We start from the raw sequence: 24,727 nt of genomic DNA, 5'->3' as shown, positions 1-24,727 counted from the left end.
GATCTGCGGGCTAATTTTATCTCTGTTTCGCCTGTTCTTTGCGAAAAGAGAGATAGCCAATTACCCCGCTGTCGCCATCCATAGGGTGATTTATCCCATCCATTACCGCCACTTCCGGGAAGTCGAATGGCGTAACATTTTCCAGACAGGCGACATTCACACCATATTCATTGGGATTGGAACGTCGTTGATGGAACGTGTAAATACCGCAAACCGAGCAGAAGAAATGGCGCGCCGTGCCGGTGTTGAAACGGTACTCTGTGAGCGTGTCCGCGCCCTGCGTCACCTTAATACCCGTCAACGGCGCGGAAACCACTACTGCCCCGCGCATCCTGCAAAACGAGCAGCTACATCGCCGTGCGGTATTCAGGCCGTCCGTCAGCTCAACAGTAAATTTCACCGCCCCACAATGACACTGTGCATGACGAATTTCAGCCATCGCTTATACCCCTTTTCTCACTAACTCAGCCGCTTTCAAAAAGACCTCATCTTCGACACCATCCCCCTTCTGCCTGCCGAGCCTCACCAGCTCATCGACAATACTTTCACGGTTGATGATCTTCTGCGCTGAAACCAGCCCGATAACGGCGGCACCAATCGCCAGCCCAACTAATCCTGTCTGTTCGTCTTTATTTTTCATAGAAGCGCTCCCTTGTTCCCCTCAAAAGCGTAGCAGGAGAACTGTAAAACGTGCTGGAACGCGGGGATGAGATCGGTGCTTTATCTCACCTTCTCGTCCGGCAAAACAGGGGGGTTCTGAGCGGGTATCGGAATATCGTGAATAGCGTTGCGCATAGCGAGGCCGTAATGGGTGTTAAAACCGCCTTCGTAAAGGCGGCTGGTCATTACTCTGGATCTTTATCGCCTGATTCAGGCGCTGAGCCAGGATCATCTTTCGGTTTTCTTCCATCCTTTTCCGGGTTATCCGGGCTGGGATTATAATCAGGATGGTCACCATTAACGGGACGGTCAGTCATTTTCACCTCCGTTTTTACTGCGTAAGCTGTAAGTGTAGACAACCCGTTAGTCTTAACCAAACTTCTTTGAGGGGCTCATTTGTAAATCGTGCTGGCATTCGGCGCTGCAATCCGTACCATACACGACACACTTTCGCATGCTGGTTTTTACCGGTAGCCGCAAACCCGTCTTTTATCGCTAACCAGATGGGGCACGTAAATGCGCAGATGGTGTATGAAATCTATGCTACATGGATAGAAGAGATGAACACGAAGCTGACGCTTTGAAATCGTTTTCTCACCCTGTGCCCCATTTGAGATCTGAGTAACGAATAGATGCAACAAAATCAAGAGATTAACAAGAAAGAACAGTACAACCTGAATAAACTGCAAAAGCGACTGCGCCGTAACGTGGGCGAAGCCATTGCAGACTTCAACATGATTGAAGAAGGCGATCGCATCATGGTCTGCCTGTCGGGCGGTAAAGACAGCTACACCATGCTAGAGATCCTGCGCAATCTACAGCAAAGCGCACCGGTGAACTTTTCCCTGGTCGCGGTTAACCTCGATCAGAAACAGCCAGGATTCCCTGAGCATATCCTGCCGGAGTACCTTGAAAACCTGGGTGTTGAGTACAAAATCGTAGAAGAGAATACCTACAGCATTGTTAAAGAGAAGATCCCGGAGGGCAAAACGACCTGCTCGCTTTGCTCACGTTTGCGTCGCGGCATTCTGTACCGCACCGCAACCGAACTGGGCGCCACCAAGATTGCGCTTGGTCATCACCGGGACGACATTCTTCAAACACTGTTTCTGAATATGTTCTACGGCGGCAAAATGAAGGGAATGCCACCGAAGCTGATGAGTGACGACGGCAAACACATCGTGATCCGCCCACTCGCCTACTGCCGCGAGAAAGACATTGAGCGTTTCTCTCAGGCCAAAGCCTTCCCTATCATTCCGTGCAATCTGTGCGGTTCACAGCCGAACCTGCAACGTCAGGTCATTGGCGACATGCTGCGTGACTGGGATAAACGCTATCCGGGTCGCATTGAAACCATGTTCAGCGCCATGCAGAACGTGGTGCCTTCGCACCTCGCCGATGTTGAACTGTTCGATTTCAAAGGGATTAACCACGGTTCAGAGGTGGTGAACGGCGGGGATCTGGCGTTTGACCGCGAAGAGATCCCGATGCAGCCTGCTGGCTGGCAGCCAGAGGAAGAGGATGCGCAATTCGATGAACTGCGCCTGAACGTGCTGGAAGTGAAATAACCTGACTGCGTCTCAGACAGTGCTTCTGAGACGCTTTTACCCTTACTTCAGCAGCCGAACACGGCAGGTTTTCCCTTTAATCTTCCCGCCCTGCAACTGTTTCCAGGCCTTATGCGCAACCGACTGGCGAACCGCTACATAGACATGTGCAGGATGGACCGTGATCTTGCCAATATCTGCCCCGTCGAGACCAATATCCCCTGTTAACGCCCCCAGAACGTCACCGGGTCGCATTTTGGCTTTTTTTCCGCCGTCGATGCACAGGGTGGCCATTTCCGCCGCCAGCGGAGCGATGCTGATATTACCGGGGGCATTCACCCAGTTGAGTTTCAGTTGCAGCATTTCCGCAAGAATATTAGCGCGCTGCGCCTCTTCAGGTGCGCAGAAGCTGATCGCGAGACCGCTGTTACCCGCACGCGCGGTACGCCCGATGCGGTGGACATGCACTTCCGGATCCCATGCCAGTTCGAAATTCACCACCAGTTCAAGCGATTTAATATCCAGGCCACGAGCCGCCACATCCGTTGCAACCAGCACGCGAGCGCTGCCGTTAGCGAAACGCACCAGCGTCTGATCGCGATCGCGCTGCTCCAGATCGCCATGCAGCGATAATGCGCTCTGTCCGGCATCATTCAGGGCATCGCACACCGCCTGACAATCTTTTTTGGTATTACAGAACACCACGCAGGACGCTGGCTGGTGTTGGCTAAGCAATTTTTGCAGCAGTGGAATTTTGCCCTGCTGCGACGTCTCGAAGAACTGCTGCTCAATCGCTGGCAATGCATCGACAGTATCGATTTCAATGGTCAGCGGGTTCTTCTGCACGCGCCCGCTGATCGCCGCAATCGCCTCTGGCCAGGTGGCAGAAAAAAGCAGCGTCTGACGCGTGGCTGGCGCAAAGCGAATCACTTCGTCAATCGCATCGCTGAAGCCCATATCCAGCATGCGGTCAGCTTCATCCATCACCAGCGTTTGCAGTGCATCGAGTGAAACGGTGCCTTTTTGCAGGTGATCGAGCAGACGGCCCGGCGTTGCCACAATGATATGCGGGGCGTGTTGAAGGGAATCGCGCTGCGCACCGAACGGTTGCCCGCCGCAGAGCGTTAAAATTTTAGTGTTAGGCAAAAAACGCGCCAGACGACGCAGCTCACCCGCGACCTGGTCGGCCAGCTCGCGCGTCGGGCAGAGTATCAGGGACTGGGTCTGAAACAGGGTTGCATCAATATGCTGCAACAGGCCGAGTCCAAATGCAGCCGTTTTTCCACTACCGGTTTTCGCCTGCACGCGCACATCCCGGCCTTCAAGGATAGCCGGCAGCGCGGCGGCCTGGACAGGGGTCATAGTGAGGTAACCCAACTCATTCAGGTTTGTCAGTTGGGCTTCAGGCAGAACGTTCAGCGTGGAAAAAGCGGTCACAATATACTCTCATGGTAATGATTGCAGTCAGATGGCGCGTATCCTCGCAGATCTCCGCTAACGATGCGACAATTTAATCGGTTCTTCGTCCGGTGGCGGATCCGGCATCGGCTGCGGACGCGGGATGGGATCGGGAATTGGGGTCGGATCGGTGGGCACCGGATCGGACTGCCATGTGTTCAGGCGTTGCAGGGCAAGTAGCATACTCATCTTTTCCTCCAGATTAGGGTGCTTACCCCTAAAGGGTAGACGCAGATAAACAGGAGGCAAAAAAAAGCCGACTATGAAGTCGGCGTCGTACGAATCAATTGTGCTATGCAGTAATTCAAAAAAAGGAAGTAAGACAATATGGAGCGCAACGCCCATCGCTTGACGTTGCATTCACCTGCGGGAGTCATATTGCACCTAACATGGTCTAAGTTTATTGACTTCGCTCAATTAAAATGTCGTTTTGAAGCAGTCGCAGCATTAGAAAATGCGTAAATTTACAGCCATTTACTACGATGCAACCACCATGCAACACCCCCAATCAAAACCACTAACATGATGCAAAACGTGGTGAAGCCATAGTGATATTCACCGCCGGGGATCCCCCCAAGATTGACGCCAAACAACCCGGTTAAGAACGTACTCGGTAAAAAGACCATCGCCATCAGCGACATGGTATAGGTTCTCCTGGCTAATGACTCCTGCATTACCTGTGCTATCTCATCCGCCATGACCGCCGTTCTGGCGATACACGAATCAATTTCGTCCAGACCACGTCCCAGCCGGTCAGCAATATCCTGCATTCTGCGACGCTGATCGTCATTCATCCAGCTCATGCGTTCGCTGGCCAGTCTCGCATAGACGTCGCGCTGCGGGGTCATATAGCGGCGCATAACAATAAGCTGTTTTCGCAACAACGCCAGAAAACCACGTGGGGGAATTTGCTGATCGAGCAGGTTGTCTTCCAGATCGATGATTTTATCGTGGAGTTCTTCAATAAACTCGCTGGCATGATCGGTCAGCGCATCACATACATCCACCAGCCAGCTTCCGCAATCCGTAGGCCCCGTGCCCTCTTTCAGATCGTTAATGACGTCATCCAGCGCCAGCACTTTTCGCTGACGGGTGGAAACAATCAATCGTTCATTCATGTAGACACGCATTGCCACCAGCTGATCCGGACGCTCATCCGTACTGCCGTTTATGCAACGCAGTGTTATTAACGTCCCCTCACCCATCCGGCTGACGCGAGGTCTGAGACTTTCTCCCGCCAGCGCATCCCGAACGTTGTTGGGCAATAGCGGCGTGGACGCGAGCCACTCGGCGCTGTCCGGGTGCGTGTAGTTGAGGTGCAGCCAGCATGGGTGTTCGTTGTCGATGTGATCCTGATCTTCAAGCGGCCTTGCGCCCCCGCGCCCATCAAGTACCCATGCAAAAACCGCGTCAGGTACGTTAACTTCAGACCCTTTAATGCTCTCCACAGCGCCTCCACCGATTTATCTCTTTCGGTGTCAGTCTAGCTTTCGTCGAGGGTTAAGCAATAATTATGTGAGGCATCATCCTGAATATGCTCAGGAATTCACCACCCATTCGCGGCTTATTAACGCATTATCAGCCTGGTACTCGTTCTTCAGACGGAAATTACGTGTTCGTGTCTGAAGTTCAATCACCTGATTGCGCAACACATCTGACGAACCGTTCAGTTCTTCAACCATCGACACATTGCTCTGTGTTACGCGTTCCAGCTCTGACAATGCCAGCGTGATTTGTGAAATCCCTTTTTCTTGTTCCGATGTTGAGGCGGAAATTTCATCCATCAGTCGGCTCACGTTGCCCGAGCCGGTAACGATGTCGTGCATGTTTTTTTCAGCTTCAGAGACTACGTTAACGCCCTGCGTCACGTTATGGCTGGTGACTTCAATCAATGACTTAATATTTTTTGCCGCTTCGGCGCTACGATGCGCCAGGCTTCTGACCTCACCGGCGACTACTGAAAATCCTTTACCATGGTCGCCCGCTCTTGCCGCTTCAACGGCAGCATTAAGCGCCAGTATATTGGTTTGGAAAGCGATACCGTCAATCAGCGAGATAATCTCTGTCATTTGCTGGGCGCAGTCGGTAATTGATTGCATATTGTTCGCGACCTGCCCCATTAACTCTCCGCCTTTACGCGCCTGCAACGTCGCGATATTCGCCTGTTCGCTGGCTAAACGGGTATTGTCGGCATTATTTTTTGTACTTGCAGCCATCTCTTCCATGCTGGCTGCCGTTTGCACCAGCGAAGCTGACTGCTGTTCTGTTTTAACGGAAAGCTGCGCGCTGCGTGAAGAAAGCTGATCTGACAGGGTCATCGCGGTTTGCGAGGAGGCGCGGATTTCACGGACCAGCGTTGCAATGTTGCTGGAGAGACTATTAATGCCCGGGATCAGTCGTCCCGCACAGTTGTTGCCGAATTCAGGGATCGACACGCCGAGATTGCCTGACGTCACTTCTTCAATACTTTTTTTCACAGTATTGATCGGCGTCACAAGATATTTTGTCATATACGCCCAGAGTAAAATTAAGGCGATACATTGTACGATAATGACTGCAATAAAAAGCGAAAAACTCCCTGAAAATAGCGCTATAACTCCATCACTTACCAAAAACACACATAAAAGGAAATAGACAATGAAGGTTCTGACACTAATATTTCTTAGCATAGTTTTTCCTACGACTTTATATTTTTGTGGGCTCTAAGGTTTATAGCATTGCCACAGTATTTTGTCCTCACGTTCGTCGTTGGTTTGTTGTTTTGCAGTTTGATTTGAGCAGTTTCGCTTAAGGCAGATAAAAAGCATGATATACGGTAAATATCCAGCTTGTAGTTTGGTTACCGCCCCCCCTTAAATATTAGCGCTTACCTATTTAAGAAGGAGTACCGTAGGGCAACATTGTTTAGTCATGCTTAATAAGTTAACGTAGTTAATATATATCAACTACGTTACCGTGACCTCCCACCAGGCTGGCTTACGTTCAGGCCAGACAGTCGACTGACTGGAAAAAATAGTCCTCCGTCATGAGAACATTCTCTTTCACACTTTGATGTCCGCGACGAATATACCAGCCTGTTTCAGGCGCCATGCTTAAATGGTATATCCTCTCCCCCGATATACTGCCGGGGGCATTAATGCACATTGTCATACACCCCTTCTCTGATCCCCTGATGATCTGTTCTGGCATAATGCTGACGCTGCGATCTCCATTTCGCAGAATGACAGTCGTGATGACATAACGACATATACAGCTACTGAGGCTGTAGCCGACCGTACTCAAATCGGTGATATGCTTTTGGGATAACAGGACTTCAATACCAGAACCCTCAAACCAAACAATAATTTGCTGTGCAAGATCATCCATCCGCTGACAAAAAACCCTGACTTCGGCTTCAGCCGAATTAATATGAATCGGTTTATTTACGTTATTCTGCTGCACTTTCTTAAAAAAACGCTCTCTTGCTGACATGTTAACTCCGTGTTTTTCGCCAGTCTTATTGTTCTTTTTTGTGCTTCAGCAGGGCGTAGCTGACAATCAACTGCTGAAGATGTTGTTCGACCTTGTTTTGCTGCGCTGCTGACCGGGGTTGCCCGGCAGGTAAAGTGGAAAGCAGACGAAGCTGCTCCTCAAGCGGTATGGTTTGGCTAAATGACTGCGACATGGCAAACACGTCTGATTTCAGTTCACTCACCGTCATGTACTTCCCTTTCTGTTCATCCAGTGCGTTCAGCTTGTTCGTCAACTCCTGCAACTGCGCCATACCCTGATGCCATCCATTCAGATCTAAATCTGCTAGCGCAGCGATACTCATCTGTTTCTGCCAATATTGCGCCAGGGGTTTGGCTTCTTCCGGCCACAGCGTCAGCGCCTGCTGCACCAGACGGTCGCCGAAGCTCACAGCCCAGTCTGGTTTCAACTGTAAAAGCTGCGCTAACAGCTGTTGTGTCTTGCCAATCCCCGGTTCCGGTGATGGTGACGTTTGTTGCAGCACCTCTAATTGCCCTGTAGATAGCCCTTGAGGTAGAGGAGCCAGAGCCGCGGCTAGCTGCGCTTGTGCCGAATCTGGCGCATGCAACATCTGCCATCCTCCTGCGACGACACTGGCTGCCACCAGCATGGTCAACATACCAGCAGCAAATGGCTTCCAGGGTTTCATCGACACCGGAGGTTCTTTAACCACCCCAACGTTCAGCACCGGCTCGGGCTCAACCACATAAACCCATTTACTACGCTCAGTCGGTTCGACGAGGTGAATTTCCGTAGCACCCAATGCGTCACCGTGCAGACTCATGTCCGTATTTTCGCTCTTTTCCAGACGCACTGCTGCGTTCTGCATCATCGTGCGCAGAGCATCAAGCTGAGTAGCATGCTTGAGTTCCAGACGCTGCAAGACGTCCCCCAAAGCGCTCAGATGCTCTTCAGACTGATACAGCTGCCCTAAGTCAGCGTACGTCAGCGATAGCGTTCGTACTACCTGTTGCAGGCGCTTGCTGAGTGCACAGAGGATTTCGATTCGCGCATGGACAGGCTGTGGCCAGAGGTTTCCCCACTGGCGGGCTACCAGTGCAGCAAGTACCGCAAGCCCCTCATTCATACCGTACAATCCGGCCAGATGCGTACGGGCGAGCGTATACCATGCAGCCGTTTGTAGCTCCACACCGTTATGCCCGAACAGTGACAGACAGAGCGTTTCCGCGTGTTGCCAGTTCACATCCGGGCGTGCCGGATGGGTGAGCTTGTTCATTTCTTCGCGCAAGGCAGCGTAATCCGCAAGCGTGCGCGGATCCCCGCCGGTTTTAAGTTGGCGTTCAGAATTTATTGTCATAACTGTTTTAACCTGAGTAATAACTAGATGGCGGCTCGTGCATCGAGGTATTGCTGTTGTTTCAGATGACGGATTAATACCCTGCCCTCGGGCATAAATTCCGTGCCGTAGCGCACCAGCCCCACCCCCTTCAGCTCCGCGTCAATGGCGTAGCGAAGCTCACCGGCCTGAATCTGTTCCTGCATCACCACGTTAATTCGATTCAGGCGCGGCTCATATTTCAGCAACACGGCCGACAGTGTGGTGATCAGCTGATGGGCGGTTCCGGGCATCCCCTGGAGGATTTTTGTCATATCAGGCATGCCGTAGTCTGGCAGGTGAGCCAGCGTACCAGCGCGGCAGTTGAGGATGCGCTGCATGTTATCGAGTACTGATAAAATCACCTGATTCTGTTCGCTGACCTGGTTGAGGTTCAGGCCACCTGAGAAATTGCCGCTCAGCATTTCATACAGCGATGGCGTATTATGTCCCTTTGGCATCAGTCATCCTTCAATGGCTGTAACGTCAGGTGGTTATTCCCGGCCTCCAGAATGCGCGGCTTATCCGGATCGAGATCTTCACGTTTTAGAACCTGCTTCCAGGTATTGTTGTCCAGGTCCGGGTGACGAAACAGGCCGACTACCGCGACAAACTGCGTTTCTTCTTCCATTGGCATATCAAGATTTGTATCACCACCCGGTTTTACGACCACATCTCGGGTCGCCAGCAGGTCGGCTTTCAGGATGGTTTCGCCATCTTTCAGGAGTTGCTTGTAAACCGTTTTATCGAAGATTTTACGGTCTTTCAGTTGATAGACGCGGACTACCACCGGCTCGGAGAGTGAGTTATTTTCGCGGGAATCGGTGTTTAACGCTTCACGCGCCGTGAAATCCAGGTGCAGCATCTTAATTTTTTTGTAGAACACGGAGTTAAATGCCGATTTGGTGCCATCAGTGATGCCCTGCGTCACCCCGCACCCCGTCAGGCTGAATGCCAGCAGAGCAGGCAGCAAGCTCGCATGTTTAATTGAACTTGTACGTAACACGTCGGTTTCCTTGTTGTGATATTGCCGGCTTCAGGCCGGTGTAATAGCCCAGTTCCGTCGTAAAGGTCGGTGGGATATCGTCTGTAAACTCCCCCTCATCAGCCCCCAGCACGCCGTTCATCCCGAGCCAGAAAGGGCCTTCACCAAGCGGCGGAACGGCAAGAAGTCGGGTCCGGGTGGTCAGGGTGAGTTTTGCCTTAAAACGCCAACCGAGCCAGACACGAAGCATCACCATAAAGTCCTGATACAGCAGACCGTCCGGCTTCCAGCCCTGTGCCTCCTGTTCATTATCCGTCCTAAGCGCAACCAGCAGTTGGCTACCCGCATCCATCGCTTCGTCACCCAGTGGTGTGTTGCCGTCCAACAGAAAATCGTCATCACCGTAAAAGCCCAGTGGCTGACCAATTTCCACCGGCCGCAGGCAGTACGGGCTAACCTTAACGGTGGTTTCCGGGGCCAGCAAAGTCACCAGCGCCTGCATCCCCTCCTGCGTTTTGCCCGGTTGCTGTAGGACAGCCAGCAAAGCCAGAAAACGGGATACCGGTGTGGCAATGTGGTCTGCTGTGCCGGGAATACCCAGCCCCACCAGGCCCAGCAGTGACTGCGAGATGCTGTCTGTACCACCGGGTTCAAAGGTGGCAGGATAAGAGTATTTACGCCAGATACGGTAAAACTGCGTCAGAATGCGATGGCTGAAGATATCCAGAAAACCCTGTAGTGCATAATGCCCTTCCCGACGCTGAGCGATGTCATCGAGATACGCCGTCGGCAAGGGTGAGTCGACACCGTACATTCCCATAAAGGTCGTGCGGATGAGTGGTGGCCGGCTGTCATCCTCCTCATCATATTCCACGGCTTTCATCTCACTGGCCGGAAATCCCATCCCCGGATGTGGGGCAAAGCGTACCGGATCATCCCCCGGGTGACTGGTCGAGCCCATCAGCGGCCTGCCCGGGTTACGCTTCTCCAGTAACTGGCATAAACGGTAAAAGTTAATGCGATGCAGGTCGGCTTCCAGCCGTGGGCTCAGCCGGGAATACGGCGATTGTGCTTCTCTTCCCATTCCAGGCGCTCTCCGGTAGGTTGCAGGATGATAATCAGTCGGTTAAACAAATAAATGTCGGTGTAGAGCGCAAAGAAACGACTCAGCATCTCGCCAAACAGGCAGATGTCACCGCGCCCGGCAAAGCCATGGCTGTCCAGGGTCACCTCAATCTGCACGCCGCGCACCAGATAGCCCTGCTCAAAGCGTTCGGTTTCACTGTGCTTCACGTCAATGATGGCTTCCAGGCGGCGACGGTTCATCTCGCTGTCGGTCCATTCATACAGCGCCAGGGTACCGCGCAGCACGTCGGCATTATCCATCATCGACAGAAATCCGCTGCCAAGGTGACTCAGCACGCGCCAGTGGAAACGGTCCTGCGCCGGTGGGTAACAAGGCAGCGTCGGCGCACACAGGTTGCGCACGGCAATGCTGACCGAAGTGGTTTTCATCACCGTATCAAGCACGGTGCTTTGCAGCGCACGTCGTGGCAGTTGACCGTTTGTGCCGGTGAGCGTCAGCGACAGGCTTTCGTCTTCCGGGACGGTATGATTATCAAATGCTTCGCCGCCAAGAATGAGCCAGGTGTTATGCAGGCCGGACGGACCGCGGCGCACGCGGGTGTGGTAGTAATATTCCGGTGCTTCATGACGCATCATTCCTCCCTTATGACGGAAGCTCGAAAACGGCACGTAGGTATGCTGACTCGACGACATCACCGAATCCACGGTATATATCTCGGTATGGCCATCCTGCACGCGCATCGGGCGCAGCATGTATTCGGTTTGCAGAGAATTGAGCGTCAGCGGATCGGATTCCAGCGGGAAAAGGTTAATGACCGGCACGCAATTCAGGCGCAGGTGCTTTTCGGTAAAGCTGAAGTCATGCTCCCAGCGTTCCGCCAGCACCACGTCGATTTCAAACCAAGGAAGCTCAGAAGGAAAGATCACGGCCTCCAGCCCGCGCAGCCCCATGAACATAAATTTCTCGCGGAAGGTGAAGTACTCCAGCAGCAACTGGTAACCGCTGAAACTGCTGTCCCCCTTCGGCCACAGCCTGTCATCATCACCAAACCCCAGTGCGGTGAAATACCCGTCCATCGGCCTTCTGTCCGTGTCACCTGGCATGCGCAGCCACAGACGCGCCGTATTCATGGTAAAAGCTTCATGCATAGCGCAGGCCAGCGGTGCGTCAGCATTGAAATAGAACGGGATCTGGCTGAGATCGACACGGCTCCAGTCAGCAAGATGGCTACAACTGAAGCGCAGGCTGATGACAGAGCGCCCGTCAGGATCAGTCGACAGGCGGGCATGCTCCAACGCCAGTGGCTGAAGGGTTATCTCTTTAGTTGTGGTGTAGCGACAACGCGTGCCTTTTTCACCGATCGGTCGCGAATTGACCTCGAAACCTCTGGCGATACGCATCGGTTCTTTCATCTCACGCCAGACAGGAGTGAACTCCACCACCGACATCGAGGGAATGGTGCGCAGGTAATGCGGCCACAACAGGCTGACCAGCCCTTCGGTCAGTTCCGGCAGGTCGTCGTCAAGCTTCTCGCGCAGACGGCCCATCAGGAAGGCAAAACCTTCGAACAGGCGCTCCACGTATGGGTCGCGCGCGCCCGCTTTATCGAGATTGAGCATTGCCGCCTGCTCGGGATGAGCACGGGCGAATTCCTCGCCGGCTTCCAGTAGGTAGCGCATTTCAGCGTCGTAATAACGCAGGGTTAAATCATCCATAAGAACCTGAATAAATGTGTTTTAAAGGTATGTCAGTCGCTTTACCCGCAAAGCACCGCACAGCCTGCCGGGTCAAGCGCAATCAGGCCCGCCAGAAGCTGGTCCATCTCTGGCTGAAGCCGTGACTTATCGGTTTCGCTGCGGGCGGCTTTCATGCGCAGCAGCCTGAGGCGGCGCGATTTCACTTCAAACAACAATGCTGGCGTCCATTGCGTGAGGGTGATGGCCTGTGCTGCACCGTCAAGCTCACCCAGCAGATGCAGAGCCAGCTCATTCTTACCCTTCTGCTCCGCCACACGTGCCATCAGCAGACGCACCAACCATTTGTCTTTTGTGGTGTCGGTGCCCGGGCGCGTTTGCAGCCAGTGGAGTGTGTCATCCAGACCATCCGTGTCAGCTTTCTCCAAAGCTTCCGGTTCAAGGGCCAGAATATCGTTGCCAGTTTCACTCAAGGCATTGACAGGCTCATCCCGCCAGTTGGACATCTCGTCCTGCACGCTCTGGTTTATCCAGTTCAGCGTGACCTCATCAGCAAAGGGTGTGCCGTCATTGAAGGCCAGCGTTTCAAGTCCGGGAAGGCGCCGCAGCAGCCCTTTCAGGTCAGCGATAATGATATCGGCCAGCACATCCTGGCCTGATTTAATCAGGGCCTGATGGATGTACCACTGCAAATCCAGCCAGAGATGATTGGCGCCACGCGAGAAAGTACTGTCCGCTTGTTCCAATATCTCCAGCCAGCTCTGTTGCAAATACAGCCGTTTGAGCATTGCCCGCTGGTCAGCCCGCGGCGGTTCGATGCGCGTTTTCCCTTCGGCATCCGGTGCCGGGATCGCTCTCAGCGTGTCGTGACGCAGACTTTTCATCAGTCGGTGTGCGGCAAGCCAGCCATCGGGTTGCTCACGTAGATATCCCGTCAGGGTTCGGGCCTGAGCCAGCAAATCCTGACCTGACGTGATGTGGCTCAGCACTGGCGCGTCCTGCTCTGCCGCGTGAGATGCCCACTGCGCGCGTGTTTTACTGCTGGCGTTCTGGGGTATTACCGCATCCACGCCACCGGCTTTCATCAGGCGGGAACTCAGCGCGCTGTACAGGGCATTCAGATCTGGACGTGACGCTTCAGGCTCAGTTTCAAGACTGTCTCGGATGAGAAGCAACGCACCGGTCGTACGCTGGGCATCGTCGCGTACCACTTCTGGCCATAGTAACAGGCTGTCAAGCAGACGAGAGCCTGCGAGCCACTCCAGTGCTGGTTTACGGCTTCGCTCTCGCTGTGGGTGAAGCTGCTTTCCATAGCGCGTTAGTAATCCCGCAAGTAGCTCAAGCCCTTCAGCAAACCCGGTTTCACCGTCCTGGTGCAAGCGCGCCCAACAATAGTAAGTAGCAACCCGGACATCTTTGGCCACAGTGTTCAACACCTTTTCAGCCAGCTGGCAAATCAGCCCGGTATCAATACTGGAAAGTTTATTGACCTCCTCCCGGATACGCTGGAAATCATCGTCATAACCCGGGTCTTCTCCTGTAGGACTGTTCTCACTGATCGGGGTAAGCCAGCGCTGCCAGCTTTCGGAATGTGACTGCGCCTGCTGTCGCAGCAGGGTTTCATCTGCCTGGCAGGCAACAACCAGATTCTGCAAAGCGTCCATTATTCGACTCCGTCCATGTCACTGTTTTCTGTATTGGTCATCAGCGCCTGCGCCATAGCCGCGCTATCTACGCTAAATATTTGATCTGGCAGCGTGAAGCCCCGCAGTGCCAGTAACGCCAGCGGCCCACTGCCCAGTTGTGAACGCAGTACCCACTGTAGGGTACGACCATCCGGGGCGGTAAAACTCATCATCCACTGACTGCGGTCAAGCTGCTCTCGTTTACTCTCATCCAGCCAGCGAATAAAGCCCCAGGTTCCGCTGTAATCACCAAACAGACGTGCACCCGCATTGACGGTGGTCCATGTCAGCATGGTTCCGGGCTTGTAGGTGTCACCAGGCCAGCGGAAGCTCTGCCAGTCTGCCATCTGGTTGAAGTAGTGTAGCTTTTGTCCATCAATAGTTAGTTGCGTTTCTACCACCTGCGGTACCGGACGCGCCTGTAGTTCAAAGCTGATGCCCTGACTGCCGTCGGTAAACAAGATATCCGATAGCTGGCTGAGCTGATTAATCGCCCGCAGGAAGGCTGGGTTAAAGTTCAGTCCCTGGCTGTTGACCTTATCCGGTACCCACTGGCTGCCCTCCTTATGCAGCACACCGCCGAGTTCCGTGGTCAGGAAGCGCTCAATGCGTCCGCTGTCCTTACGCACAAACTCAGCCAGCATTGGCAGAGAGGAATCACTCTTGCTGACAGCAAATGGGAAACGTCCGTCAAATGCCGTATGCCAGTTCGCCACCACGGAACGACTCCATTTGTCATTCAGGCTCGCTGCCGATGGCTGAAGCACAGTTTCCCAGGCCTGGGTCAGCGGCTGCACAAACATGGTGCTGCCAAAACCACTCCACTCTTCGCCCAGGCTTGCAGCAATCAGGCTGCCGTACTGCTGGGTGTCGGTCAGGTCCACGCTTTTGCCCTGGAATACGGTCTGCGCCAGGCTCTGCATCATTTCCTGAGGGTCAGAGGCGCTGGCGACCTGTTGCAGACGCAGACGCACACGGGTGATACGGGTAAGATACGTTTGCAGGCTCAGTGAATTGTCAGCCGACATAACGTTGCTGCCGTTGTTTTTACCCATAAGTGTTAGCAACGGTCCAAAGGTTTCATCCAGTGGGCCCTGCGGGCCTGAGGCTGACTGGTCAATTACCGGTTTGTCCTTCCCGCCTACCAGGTCTTTAGCCGATTTGATGATGGAGTCCGACAGGCCTTCACTCTTCTGGCCGGCCTGCCCCTGCCAGGCGAGGGTGTTCATCAGGGCAATCAGCGGTGACTGGCGAACATCACTCATCAGCGTCAGCTGGTCAGTGACGTCTGCAATATTGTTTGCCGGATTAAGTTGCAGGCTGTTGAGGAAGCTCAGCCAGCTACCGGCAAAGTCGGTGAAGTAGCGTTCCGTCAGACGTGCTTTCAGTGCTTCCGGCGACAGGTCTGAGGAAACGGTTTTCCGGCTGTCGCTCAGTACCCAGTCGATTTCATCGCGGCGGGAGTTTGCCGCTTTCTCAATGGCCTGCTGAATCCCTCCCTCCCAGGCCTGACGGGTGAACATGCCCGGCACCACCTCATCGGTGGTAAACAGGCGACGGGCATCGGTACCGCCAGTCATGTCCTCCAGAGACACATCGGCAAAGTTACGACGTACGGATTTGAGCATGTTCTCGTACAGCGTACTTTCCGCGTTGCGCCGTCCTATCTGCTGCAACAACACCTGGCGGCTCTGGCTGACCAGTTGCGCATCCGGCGTGATTTTCCACTGTGGCTGCGCTGGCAGTTCGGTGATGTAGAAGGCCCACAAATCCGGTGACAGGCTTTGCCACAGGCCAGCTGAGATACCTAAACGCGTCGGCTGCACAGTTTTCATGGTTTGCGCGTAGAATGCACCATCAGCTTTATCCGGACGGGACATCATCAGCCAGGCTTTCAGCTGGTCATAACCTGGTTTCGCCATCTGTGTCCGCTGGTCGCTGTTGGGTGCCGAATTGACCAGCGCAATGAGCTTCTGCTTAAGCGCTTCATTTGCCGGATCACGTATCAGACGGTTGTTCGCCACCCCGTACCAGGGCAGCATTGCGTCAAGCAATTGCTGATTATGGTTAAGACCAAAGCGCTGATACCATGGCGCGCCGTCCTGAATATGGTGCAGCAGGCGACCGGCATCATTACGCAAAGCATGCAGGGCCGTCAGCTGGTAATCCGATACAGAAGGGTGCTCAACCAGAGCATGAGCCTGCTGTGCAACAGAAACTATTTGTGGGCGGTTGACCGCAAAAGACAGCAGCATCCCTCCCCCCCAGACACTGATGATGGCCATCAGTGACCAGGCCAGCGCTCGTTCCCACGGCATACCGACACGACGGCCACGTACGCGGGTGCAGTCGTCAACAATACCCTGCCAGGTTGCTGGCAGAGTCAAGGCATGACGCTGTGATCCATAATTCTCAGCGTCGGCTGTTCCCGCTGACATTCCGGCAGGTTTCTTCTCCGACAGGCTGAACATCAGACCACGCAGCGGGACGCGCTGCTGAGAAACAAAGAACCATGGCTGCAACTGCTGAGCCCAGCGGGCAATAGCACCGTCGTTCAGGTGCTGGCTCAGGCGCAGCAGGAAGTCGTGGCTGCTGTTTTCCGCGACCTGACTCATCCCCTGCGCCCGCAGGGCCGGCAGCATCAGTTCCAGCTGGCGGATTACATCATCTTCTTTTGCGCGTGGTGGAAAGCTTGCGCCTACCGCCTGCTCAGGACGCGTACCCTGCGACCAGTGACTGCTGCACAGTTGCCACAGCCAGACCGGAGCGGAATAACGCAGCAGTTCGCTGATTTTTTCCAGGCCGCGTAAATCGCTGTCGCTGATATGTGGGGTCAGCTTAGGCGACTCAGGCAGTACACGGATAATCCCGTCCAGCGGGCGCCCGCGGCGTAGTTTACGCAGCGCGGTGTATTTTTCGCGGTCAGGCTCCGATGCCAGGTTGCCGCCGTAAATCAGCACGGTGCGGTTGCCTTCAAGCCACTGCTGCTGTTGCAGGCCGGGTACCAGTTGTTCAATCGCGGCTTCATCGCCGGTGATCAACAGCAGGCGGATCTTGTTTTGCCACAAGAAGCTATAGCGTCGGCGTAAATGAGCTTTTACAGGATCCTTTTTACTGGACTTTTTATAGTTATTAAGAACATTAGCTGTGACGGACTTCCCTCCCGCGATATGCTGAAAGCGATACTCTTTTTGATGGAACCACACACCGAAGTTCATCAACATCAGGAACACAGAAATTAAAAACATGCATAAGAACCAAAGGCTCACTTTTTCTTTTGAGGATACCCATCCAAAGATATCCCCATAGTAGTAACATCCTATAAAAGTCAGCACACCAAAGATAATGAGACAGGATACAAGGCCAATCACTCTCCATTTTGCCGAGGTGTTCAATTTAATGCTCCTTGCTATTATCAAATGGCTTAATGACATTTAAAAGGTATTCATCACCAACGCCAGTGACCATTAAAACCGGCTCATTATTTTTTTCTGATATGAAAAGTGCCAGAGTAAACACCAACCAAAAATGGTGCTCATTTAAATTACCCAGCTTCAAATTTAAATGCATTATCTCACACTCCCATTCAACATTCATAGATAAAGATGAGAGTCTTAATATCCCCGAAACTTCTGAAGCTTCCTCTGCACTCATATTGCTAAAAAGTACTCTTGTCGTTTTAAGAATATCTGACTGGTAAGTCATCATGTGGATGACCTCTTGTTTGGTGAGATTTTTGTTGCATACCATTGGTCGCAAAGCCACACCATTATTGTCTTTTTCAGGTGGTTGCCCTTGATGAGTCACCAGCAATATTGAAGCGAACTCTGTTGAGTCAGGGGGGTATTTTACAAAAGTTTCAATGTTTGCAGATATTATTATTGACACCCGATTTTTTGAGATGTTGGATAATGTATCAAATCCCTGTCCTAATGCTTTACTCCAACAGTAATAATTACGCAAGCAATTTTCATCAAACCCGATCGCAGCCCAACACTCTTGAAATATTGAGAAAGTAATATAATTACTATCATAGGTAAATATAACATCAAATATACATGATTCACTCAACCGTAACAGCCTTGGTCTGACAGACGACAACAGTTCGTAAATCAGTTGTTCTTCAGTATATAAATCATCGTTATGGCCCCGTAGTTTCAATCGCTGGTTATTATATATTTCAACCGAATGAGACATTGCTATATCGGTTTGCGATATTGCAGAAGGGAGAAATAGTTTATAAGCGGAAACATAAAACTTTTTACTTGCCCATTCAGTCCAGTCTTTCCTGACCAATGCTGCTTCGCGCTCTCTTGCTTCGAATGCCGACAAACACAAACCATGGTAATAGATTCTAACGGAAATTATGACAGAAAAAGCTAGGGGCACCGAAAAAAACAACAGGGTAAGCAATTTCAAAAGCTCTTCATCTTCAGCAGGCAAAATAATTTTAGCCCCAACCCAACTAACCACCACAATCAACAAAATACTTATGAAAGAAAAAAACCATTTACTCCATTTAATTCCAGGAATTTTATCGACTGGAGGGATTATTTGCACAGGCCAATTCATATCATTCTCCATCATTGTTAACAGCACATTTTCTTTAAGAGAAAAAACTTCTTAACATGCCATACTGTCAATTATGGATTTAATATCTGAGTATGACTGAAGGTCTTTACTGCGATTACTAAATAAGATCTTCTTAAATACCTCATCCTGATAAAATAGCCGCTGCGCGCTCAACACATCAAGCCCAAAATCAATAACATCCTTATCGGATGTTGAGAAAGTTGAATAATAATAATCCAGCGCAGGATGCAATAATCCCATAACATCACGCTCACTAAATTTATGCGGCATTCTCATTTTCAGATATGCTCGCAAAATATAATTAACAACTAAAATTCGGCCCATTTCTAATGCATTTTGCTCTGTTAATCCAAGTGAGTAGTTTAATTTTTTTTTGCATTTACCATCACCATTCACCACCTGAGCTATTCCGCCTCCATCAATATAAGACCATGTATTAATATTGCTTAATAGCTGTTGTTTTTGCCATTTATCTAGCGTATACATTAACAAACCAAATACTGATGGGTCGTAATAGCGAAGTAATATATTACCAACTGATTGAATCGACTGTACGGCGGACAAAGCGACCTGTTCAGCAAGCTGCTCCCCAGTTAAATCCGTCGAAATCCACGCACAGACGCTACGCCCTTCCCCGGAGTCAAGTTTTTCTATTTTCAACTCATTTAATGAATGGTAAATACTATTCTTAAACAATTGACCATCTCTCTCGCTGGAGGCACTAATAGGGAAAAGGTAAAGTGGTAAAGCCCCCTGAAGTTCTTCCTGGCGGAATGTAACCGGAAAAGATTTATACTCTCTAAGAATACCGGGCAAAAAAAGTTCTGAATGATACTGTTCTAAAGATGCATCTATTAGCAGAAAACATTTCCCATTTTTCCCAAAAGCAGCATTGGTAATTTCTTCATGTATGACGTTAAAAAATTTACCATCCATAATCAACCCTATCAGAATAATATTAGAAAAATATTTCAGTTAATTTTTATTTATGATTTTCATAAAACATCATTATCTTATTCATATTTAGCCGCTCCCTCTCTCAGTAGAGATAGCAATTTCCTCCTGAGTAGGTAAATTTCAAAATTGGGCATGCTGGCTTACCTCGTTTCCTGTCGAGGGTAACCAAAATAACACTGTCTTTTTCTGTCTAGTAGTAAAACCAGCCTTCATCTGAATAAATGAATTTCCCACTGGGACAGGCAGGTTTACTTTTATCACCCGGCTCATGCCACTTCCCATTGTCTTTTAGTTGTTGCTCACGTTTTTTTGTCACCTTATTGAGGTTTACTGTTCTAATATTTTTAACACCCAGCAGATGAAATATCTCCTCCGCCAGTTTGCAGCGTGTTGGAGCACAGGCTTTATAAGCAAAGAATGCAATTAATCCTGAAAGACCCCCTCCCCCCAACAATGCTATAACATACAACCAAAAGTATGTGGTGATAAATAACTCAAAGCCCTTCCAGGTATCTTCAATCACTTCACTCAGAACTCCCGCAAAAAGCACTGAGAAGAAAAAAATCCCCGTGAGAATAAACATATTTTTAATCCGCCACAGCATATGCGCAATATGCCCCATATCACATTTCGGACATACAGACACTATCCGCTCTTCCGGTAACGCAATGGCATAGACTTCATAATGATCATGCTGCCACTCAACAATCATGTCCACATTATCGCCAGCCTGAAGTCGGGTGATGCCCACCCAGCCGCGAAATGGTCTGCCATTAATATCTCCCTGCACATATTCCGCCGAATCATTTGATGATTCGCTCTCAGCCATAATGGCAGCCCCGACGCCAGGACTCCCTGCGACTATCGCGGCGGCGGCGGCAGCTCCGCGCTGGCCATCTGATATCTCCGGCAACGTGCTGGTCCGGTAGGCATCTGCATCAAAATACTCCCGAAAATAATCGCTACGGAAAGACTGCAGTTTCCCTGATATTTTCTCCAGAGGACCATAAGGCGGCAATACCGGCGGCGGCGGAAGCTCACGTGTCCACGGCCTGCCGTTCATCACCTCAATCTCTCGCTTTGTACGCAGGTCTGCTAATTTTTCTGGCTTAACAAAACGGGAACATATCTGATATTGCTCTTCTGAATTCATGAAATATCCTTTATCGCCCCTTCCAAGGCTTTATTCTGGTCTGCCACACTGCGGTTGAACGGTGCTGTTCCAGATACGCATTTCCTGCACCATATCTGAAGCTCGTCGTCCGATATCCAGGTCACAACCACCTGTAACAAAGTTATCGCCACCATCACTGCCCAGGTCAGCAAAATCGCCAGAGATCTGACTCCAAAATATATTTCCACCGTTTATTTTTCAGCAATTAATTCCACACCAGAAGCATTCCACGACTAATAACACTAGCGAAAGTAGCTTGTTTCACTGCCGATTTAGTAGTAAAACCAGCCTTCATCTGAATAAATGAATCTCCCGCTGGGACAGGCAGGTTTGCTTTTATCACCCGGCTCATACCACTTCCCATTATCTTTTAGTTGTTGCTCACGTTTTTTTGTTATTTTATTGAGATTGATTGTTGCAACACGCCTCATCCGCAGCAACTGAAATATCTCCTCCGCCAGTTTGCAGCGTGTTGGCGCACAGGCTTTATATGCAAAGAATGCAATCAACCCCGAAATTACAGAGGACACCACAAAAGCCATTACCAGGAAAAGATAAAACCTCTCAAATAAAGAGACACCATTTGGATTTCCTTTTGAGATAGAGATAAATACACATACAGAAACAAAAGCCACCATCAATATGGTGATTAGAATGAACATATTTTTAATGCGCCACAGCATATGCGCAATATGCCCCATATCACATTTCGGACATACTGACACTATCCGCTCTTCCGGTAACGCAATGGCATAGACCTCATAATGGTCATGCTGCCACTCAACAATCATGTCCACATCATCGCCAGTCTGAAGCCGGGTGACACCCACCCAGCCGCGAAACGGCTGGCCATTAATCATCCCCTGCACATATTCCGCCGAATCATTCGAAGACTCGCTTTCAGCCATCATTACAGCCCCGACACCCGGGCTCCCTGCAACTATCGCTGCAGCGGCGGCAGCTCCGCGCTGGCCATCTGATATCTCCGGCAACGTGCTGGTCCGGTAGGCAACTGCATCAAAATACTCCCGAAAATATTCGCTACGGAAAGACTGCAGTTTCCCTGATATTTTCTCCAGAGGACCATAAGGCGGCAATACCGGCGGCGGCGGAAGCTCACGTGTCCACGGCCTGCCGTTCATCATCTCAATCTCTCGCTTTGTACGCAGGTCTGCTAATTTTTCTGGCTCAACAAAACGGGAGCATATCTGATGCTGCTCTTCTGAATTCATGAAATATCCTTTATCGCCCCTTCCAAGGCTTTATTCTGGTCTGCCACACTGCGGTTGAACGGTGCTGTTCCAAATACACATTTCCTGCACCATATCTGAAGCTCATCGTCCGATATCCAGGTCACAACCACCTGTAACAAAGTTATCGCTACCATCACTTCCCAGGTCATCAGTACTGCAAGTATTCGGATCCCTAAAATTTCCCAAGCCAAAAAACCTGTAATTTTCCCAGCTACTTTTTTAACTATCGGTTGACTAAACTGTTCCAGCAGAAGACCGACTGATTTTGTGACTGCCAGGACATCAACTGTTGTTTTAATAAGCAATACAGAGGAAAGTAAAAAACGATTGCTTTGCAACTCTTCGTAAGTACTTGCACCATCAGCAAACACCGAAATTAAAGACGCAGTTCCACCCGCTGCCGCCCCAACCCCCTTGACCCAGGCCACCGTAAGCTCACGCGCTTCCAGACCTTTTTCTATTGCCGGCAAAATAACCGACGTCCCCTGACTCACCATCGCCAGCCCGCTGGCCAGCAGGCTCGCCAGCGGCTTCTTCTCATCCCTTACCTGTCCGCACAGGTAGATAAAATCCATCGCATTCAGCACCAGCAACAGACTGTTTATTCCCGCCAGCCGATATTCGGCCTTGCCCTTTTCTGATGCAAAGTGCTCTTCCAGCCTGCTGCTCATTCTCTGTTTAATCTCGGCGACTTCATTCCCGCTCGCCATAAAACGTCCGCTGCGCCGTATACCTGCCAGCACCGTCTGACGTAACACCGGGGCATCTTTCAGATACGCATTCACTAACGAGTGAACTTTTTCTGAAGGTATTCCCGCCCTTATCATAAATATCAGCCTGAACGCCGTGGTCGCCAGCTTCTCGCCTGCCTTATCCACCCGCAGAATTCGGCTTACCCTGTCTCCCACCGTGACGATAAACGCATCCGTGTTGAAGAGCTGTACTTCCAGTTTGCTGGCATTTTCCCTCAGCCCCTTCACGACACTGTTCATCGATTTCTGGTAATACCCCTCCAGCTTTTTCATATTGCTGACCTGCTGCATCAGGGCTGCCGTCATGGCGGTCGCCGTCAGAGGCGTCACGTCCTCGTCCTTTTTCCCTTTCACCGTCGCCAGATACGGCTCCAGTTCACTGATTAGCTGCGGGTTATTGGCCGCCACATGCCGCCACAGCAGATTTCCGCGATTTTTAGTGCTGTACTCATTCCACCAGCCGTCTATCTTTGCCGCCCCTGCCGGACAGCTGTTAATCCCGTGCATGGCCATCCCCACCGCTGACTGGTAGAACAGCCCTGCCCGCTGTGCCTCGCATTGGAAATCATCCAGCGTTGCCAGCAGTACCGGTGCACTGAGCCAGTTCACCACGCTGACGATACGCTTCTGGAAGATAGCATTAACCGAATCAACCAGGCTCGTGTAGCAGGTATCAAAGTTCGCCTGTCGGGTTGCGTTGAGCTTTTTCTGATAGGGAGCCCAGCTCCGGGCCCGGACTCCACTGAAATCCTGCGAGGGTTCAGGCAGATTTAACGCCAGTTCCTTATCGACCTGAGCCTGTATCGCGGCAACCCGTCGCTGGTGAGCAGCCAGCGGTTCGGGTGGACTCATCAGCACACTCTCCGGGTATGATGCCGTCACGTTCTGCGCATGCCAATTTCTCACTAACCTGTCATCAGCCCTGATTTGTGCCAGCACATCAGGCTTACCCTGATACCTTTTCTCAAGCGCCTGCAGACGCGAATCCAGATATTCGTCTGTCAGCATGGGACCATCAGTTCTTCGTCTCCGCATCGCGTCCTCCAGAGATTCGGCATTGCTTTCCAGCAGCGTTCTGACTGCATCGAGGTTTGTTTTGGTGGCGAACTCAAGCTCACGCTCCTGCAGGAACTGCGCCTGGCGCCCCAGCACATCCTGGCACCAGCCGTTAAGCTCATGAACAATCCCCACCGGATCCCAGAGTGGAAGCAGCAACGGCGTCATCCCCTCACTTCGGTTTTCCATGGCCGTGACCGTCGCGGCTGCCATGCCACTGCGGTTTTTTGCCCACGGATACAGACTGGACTGCAGTTTCACCACATCATTATTGACCCGCCAGGGATCATCCACTGTCGGATCCCAGAGTGACGATGCACGGCTGATGTTTACCACTTTCGCTTCATCCGGACCAGGCAGAAGACCAGAAACAGAAGGCACCTGATAGTCCAGTACCTGATTCAGGCTTGCCCCGGTAACGTCGGTCCCTGTTTTTGTGCGCTGAGCTCCCGCCACCGAAGGCATCACTTTCTGCATTCTCTCACTGCGCTCTTCTGGCCTGATGCGATACCGATCGAGCGTTTCCTGCTCCCACGGATACTGACTGAACGCAAACCACACATTGCCGCACTTATCCGGGGATTCAATGCTCATGAACTCGACGTTTTGCGCGATATGCTCGCCCGTTTCGCACAGCGCTTTATCCACCGGTACAGGATTAGACGCCACCTGTTGCAGCCACAGTGAGCCGTCTGGCGCAACGCTGTAGCACTGCCAGTAATTGATGCCATGTTTTCCTTTTTCATAAAAAACGTAAAGGTAGCCCTGGCGAAGCGCGCGGAGTGTGTACTTTTCATTACTGGCGAGCGTTACCCCTGTTATGCGCGCATCATTCGCCCATCCCGGTAAACTGGCATTAATATTTTCTGGCACAACAGCATAGCGCACGGGCAGTACTGTCAGGCCTTTCGTTGTGCATAACCCCTGGCATGCCATATTCACATCCTTTTTTTAATTAAGCCTGTAAATAAAAAATTCTT

General features: G+C 51.4%; 21 protein-coding genes and 1 pseudogene. 2 read left to right on the top strand and 20 right to left on the bottom strand.

Annotated features, from left to right (window positions below; genetic code table 11):
* Positions 1-16: 16 nt before the first annotated feature.
* The 3 genes from CKK19_RS05510 to CKK19_RS25315 all read right to left on the bottom strand — a co-directional run bounded on the left by CKK19_RS05510 (position 17) and on the right by CKK19_RS25315 (position 977).
* Positions 17-439: a GFA family protein gene (locus tag CKK19_RS05510; protein WP_023300213.1), complete on the bottom strand. Its 423-nt coding sequence runs from the start codon at positions 437-439 to the stop codon at positions 17-19.
* Between the two features lie 3 nt (positions 440-442).
* Positions 443-640 carry a hypothetical protein gene (locus CKK19_RS05505; protein WP_022648260.1) on the bottom strand — a complete coding sequence of 66 codons (198 nt, stop codon included), beginning with the start codon at positions 638-640 and terminating at the stop codon, positions 443-445.
* A gap of 205 nt (positions 641-845) precedes the next feature.
* Positions 846-977 (bottom strand): hypothetical protein, encoded by a 132-nt coding sequence (locus tag CKK19_RS25315; protein ID WP_255409922.1) that lies wholly within the window; start codon positions 975-977, stop codon positions 846-848.
* A gap of 81 nt (positions 978-1,058) precedes the next feature.
* On the opposite strand from CKK19_RS25315, the pseudogene CKK19_RS05500 reads away from it, so the two are divergent.
* Together CKK19_RS05500 and ttcA are read left to right on the top strand one after the other, a co-directional pair.
* Positions 1,059-1,244: pseudogene (locus CKK19_RS05500) on the top strand (tyrosine-type recombinase/integrase); the annotation flags it as partial.
* 48 nt (positions 1,245-1,292) lie between these two features.
* Positions 1,293-2,228, top strand: coding sequence for a tRNA 2-thiocytidine(32) synthetase TtcA (ttcA, locus tag CKK19_RS05495; RefSeq protein WP_063853456.1), 936 nt, complete (start codon positions 1,293-1,295; stop codon positions 2,226-2,228).
* Between the two features lie 42 nt (positions 2,229-2,270).
* On the opposite strand, the gene dbpA is transcribed toward ttcA, so the two are convergent.
* The 17 genes from dbpA to CKK19_RS05410 form a co-directional block, all read right to left on the bottom strand.
* On the bottom strand, positions 2,271-3,644 hold the full coding sequence (gene dbpA / locus CKK19_RS05490) for an ATP-dependent RNA helicase DbpA (protein WP_022648261.1): 1,374 nt from the start codon (positions 3,642-3,644) through the stop codon (positions 2,271-2,273).
* A gap of 57 nt (positions 3,645-3,701) precedes the next feature.
* On the bottom strand, positions 3,702-3,848 hold the full coding sequence (locus tag CKK19_RS05485; RefSeq protein WP_369702450.1) for a hypothetical protein: 147 nt from the start codon (positions 3,846-3,848) through the stop codon (positions 3,702-3,704).
* A 281-nt stretch (positions 3,849-4,129) separates the two neighbouring features.
* Complete coding sequence (gene zntB, locus CKK19_RS05480) at positions 4,130-5,113, bottom strand: zinc transporter ZntB (protein ID WP_045308186.1); 984 nt, start codon at positions 5,111-5,113, stop codon at positions 4,130-4,132.
* A gap of 90 nt (positions 5,114-5,203) precedes the next feature.
* Positions 5,204-6,334, bottom strand: a complete 1,131-nt coding sequence (locus CKK19_RS05475) for a methyl-accepting chemotaxis protein (protein WP_022648264.1) — start codon at positions 6,332-6,334, stop codon at positions 5,204-5,206.
* Positions 6,335-6,647: 313 nt separating this feature from the next.
* The gene (locus CKK19_RS05470) at positions 6,648-7,136 is read right to left on the bottom strand and encodes a hypothetical protein (RefSeq protein WP_063853455.1); all 489 of its coding nucleotides are present in this window, start codon (positions 7,134-7,136) and stop codon (positions 6,648-6,650) included.
* A 25-nt stretch (positions 7,137-7,161) separates the two neighbouring features.
* Positions 7,162-8,493, bottom strand: coding sequence for a VasL domain-containing protein (locus CKK19_RS05465; protein WP_063853454.1), 1,332 nt, complete (start codon positions 8,491-8,493; stop codon positions 7,162-7,164).
* A gap of 23 nt (positions 8,494-8,516) precedes the next feature.
* Positions 8,517-8,972, bottom strand: coding sequence for a type VI secretion system baseplate subunit TssE (tssE, locus tag CKK19_RS05460; protein ID WP_023300218.1), 456 nt, complete (start codon positions 8,970-8,972; stop codon positions 8,517-8,519).
* A complete protein-coding gene (gene tssJ / locus CKK19_RS05455) occupies positions 8,972-9,517 on the bottom strand; it encodes a type VI secretion system lipoprotein TssJ (RefSeq protein WP_063853453.1) in 546 nt (181 codons plus the stop codon). The genes tssE and tssJ overlap by 1 nt, the downstream gene beginning before the upstream one ends.
* Positions 9,495-10,580, bottom strand: a complete 1,086-nt coding sequence (gene tssG, locus CKK19_RS05450) for a type VI secretion system baseplate subunit TssG (protein ID WP_063853452.1) — start codon at positions 10,578-10,580, stop codon at positions 9,495-9,497. The genes tssJ and tssG overlap by 23 nt, the downstream gene beginning before the upstream one ends.
* On the bottom strand, positions 10,544-12,298 hold the full coding sequence (gene tssF / locus CKK19_RS05445) for a type VI secretion system baseplate subunit TssF (RefSeq protein ID WP_063853451.1): 1,755 nt from the start codon (positions 12,296-12,298) through the stop codon (positions 10,544-10,546). Before tssF ends, tssG begins: the two co-directional genes overlap by 37 nt.
* A 41-nt stretch (positions 12,299-12,339) precedes the next feature.
* Positions 12,340-13,941 (bottom strand): type VI secretion system protein TssA, encoded by a 1,602-nt coding sequence (gene tssA, locus CKK19_RS05440; protein ID WP_225455050.1) that lies wholly within the window; start codon positions 13,939-13,941, stop codon positions 12,340-12,342.
* Positions 13,941-17,396, bottom strand: a complete 3,456-nt coding sequence (locus CKK19_RS05435) for an ImcF-related family protein (RefSeq protein ID WP_318653995.1) — start codon at positions 17,394-17,396, stop codon at positions 13,941-13,943. Before CKK19_RS05435 ends, tssA begins: the two co-directional genes overlap by 1 nt.
* Positions 17,359-18,534 carry a hypothetical protein gene (locus CKK19_RS05430; protein WP_063853448.1) on the bottom strand — a complete coding sequence of 392 codons (1,176 nt, stop codon included), beginning with the start codon at positions 18,532-18,534 and terminating at the stop codon, positions 17,359-17,361. The genes CKK19_RS05435 and CKK19_RS05430 overlap by 38 nt, the downstream gene beginning before the upstream one ends.
* 51 nt (positions 18,535-18,585) lie before the next feature.
* Positions 18,586-19,491: a DUF4123 domain-containing protein gene (locus tag CKK19_RS05425; RefSeq protein ID WP_063853447.1), complete on the bottom strand. Its 906-nt coding sequence runs from the start codon at positions 19,489-19,491 to the stop codon at positions 18,586-18,588.
* 211 nt (positions 19,492-19,702) lie between these two features.
* Positions 19,703-20,665 carry a putative type VI secretion system effector gene (locus tag CKK19_RS05420; RefSeq protein ID WP_063853446.1) on the bottom strand — a complete coding sequence of 321 codons (963 nt, stop codon included), beginning with the start codon at positions 20,663-20,665 and terminating at the stop codon, positions 19,703-19,705.
* Between the two features lie 293 nt (positions 20,666-20,958).
* Positions 20,959-21,918: a putative type VI secretion system effector gene (locus CKK19_RS05415; protein WP_225455049.1), complete on the bottom strand. Its 960-nt coding sequence runs from the start codon at positions 21,916-21,918 to the stop codon at positions 20,959-20,961.
* Complete coding sequence (locus CKK19_RS05410) at positions 21,915-24,683, bottom strand: T6SS effector BTH_I2691 family protein (protein WP_063853444.1); 2,769 nt, start codon at positions 24,681-24,683, stop codon at positions 21,915-21,917. The genes CKK19_RS05415 and CKK19_RS05410 overlap by 4 nt, the downstream gene beginning before the upstream one ends.
* Positions 24,684-24,727 lie beyond the last annotated feature (44 nt).

Origin of the sequence: Enterobacter sp. CCUG 70166 (genome assembly GCF_020224095.1) — a bacterium.
Classification (GTDB): Bacteria; Pseudomonadota; Gammaproteobacteria; order Enterobacterales; family Enterobacteriaceae; genus Enterobacter; species Enterobacter intestinihominis.
This window is presented reverse-complemented; position numbering and strand designations above follow the sequence as displayed.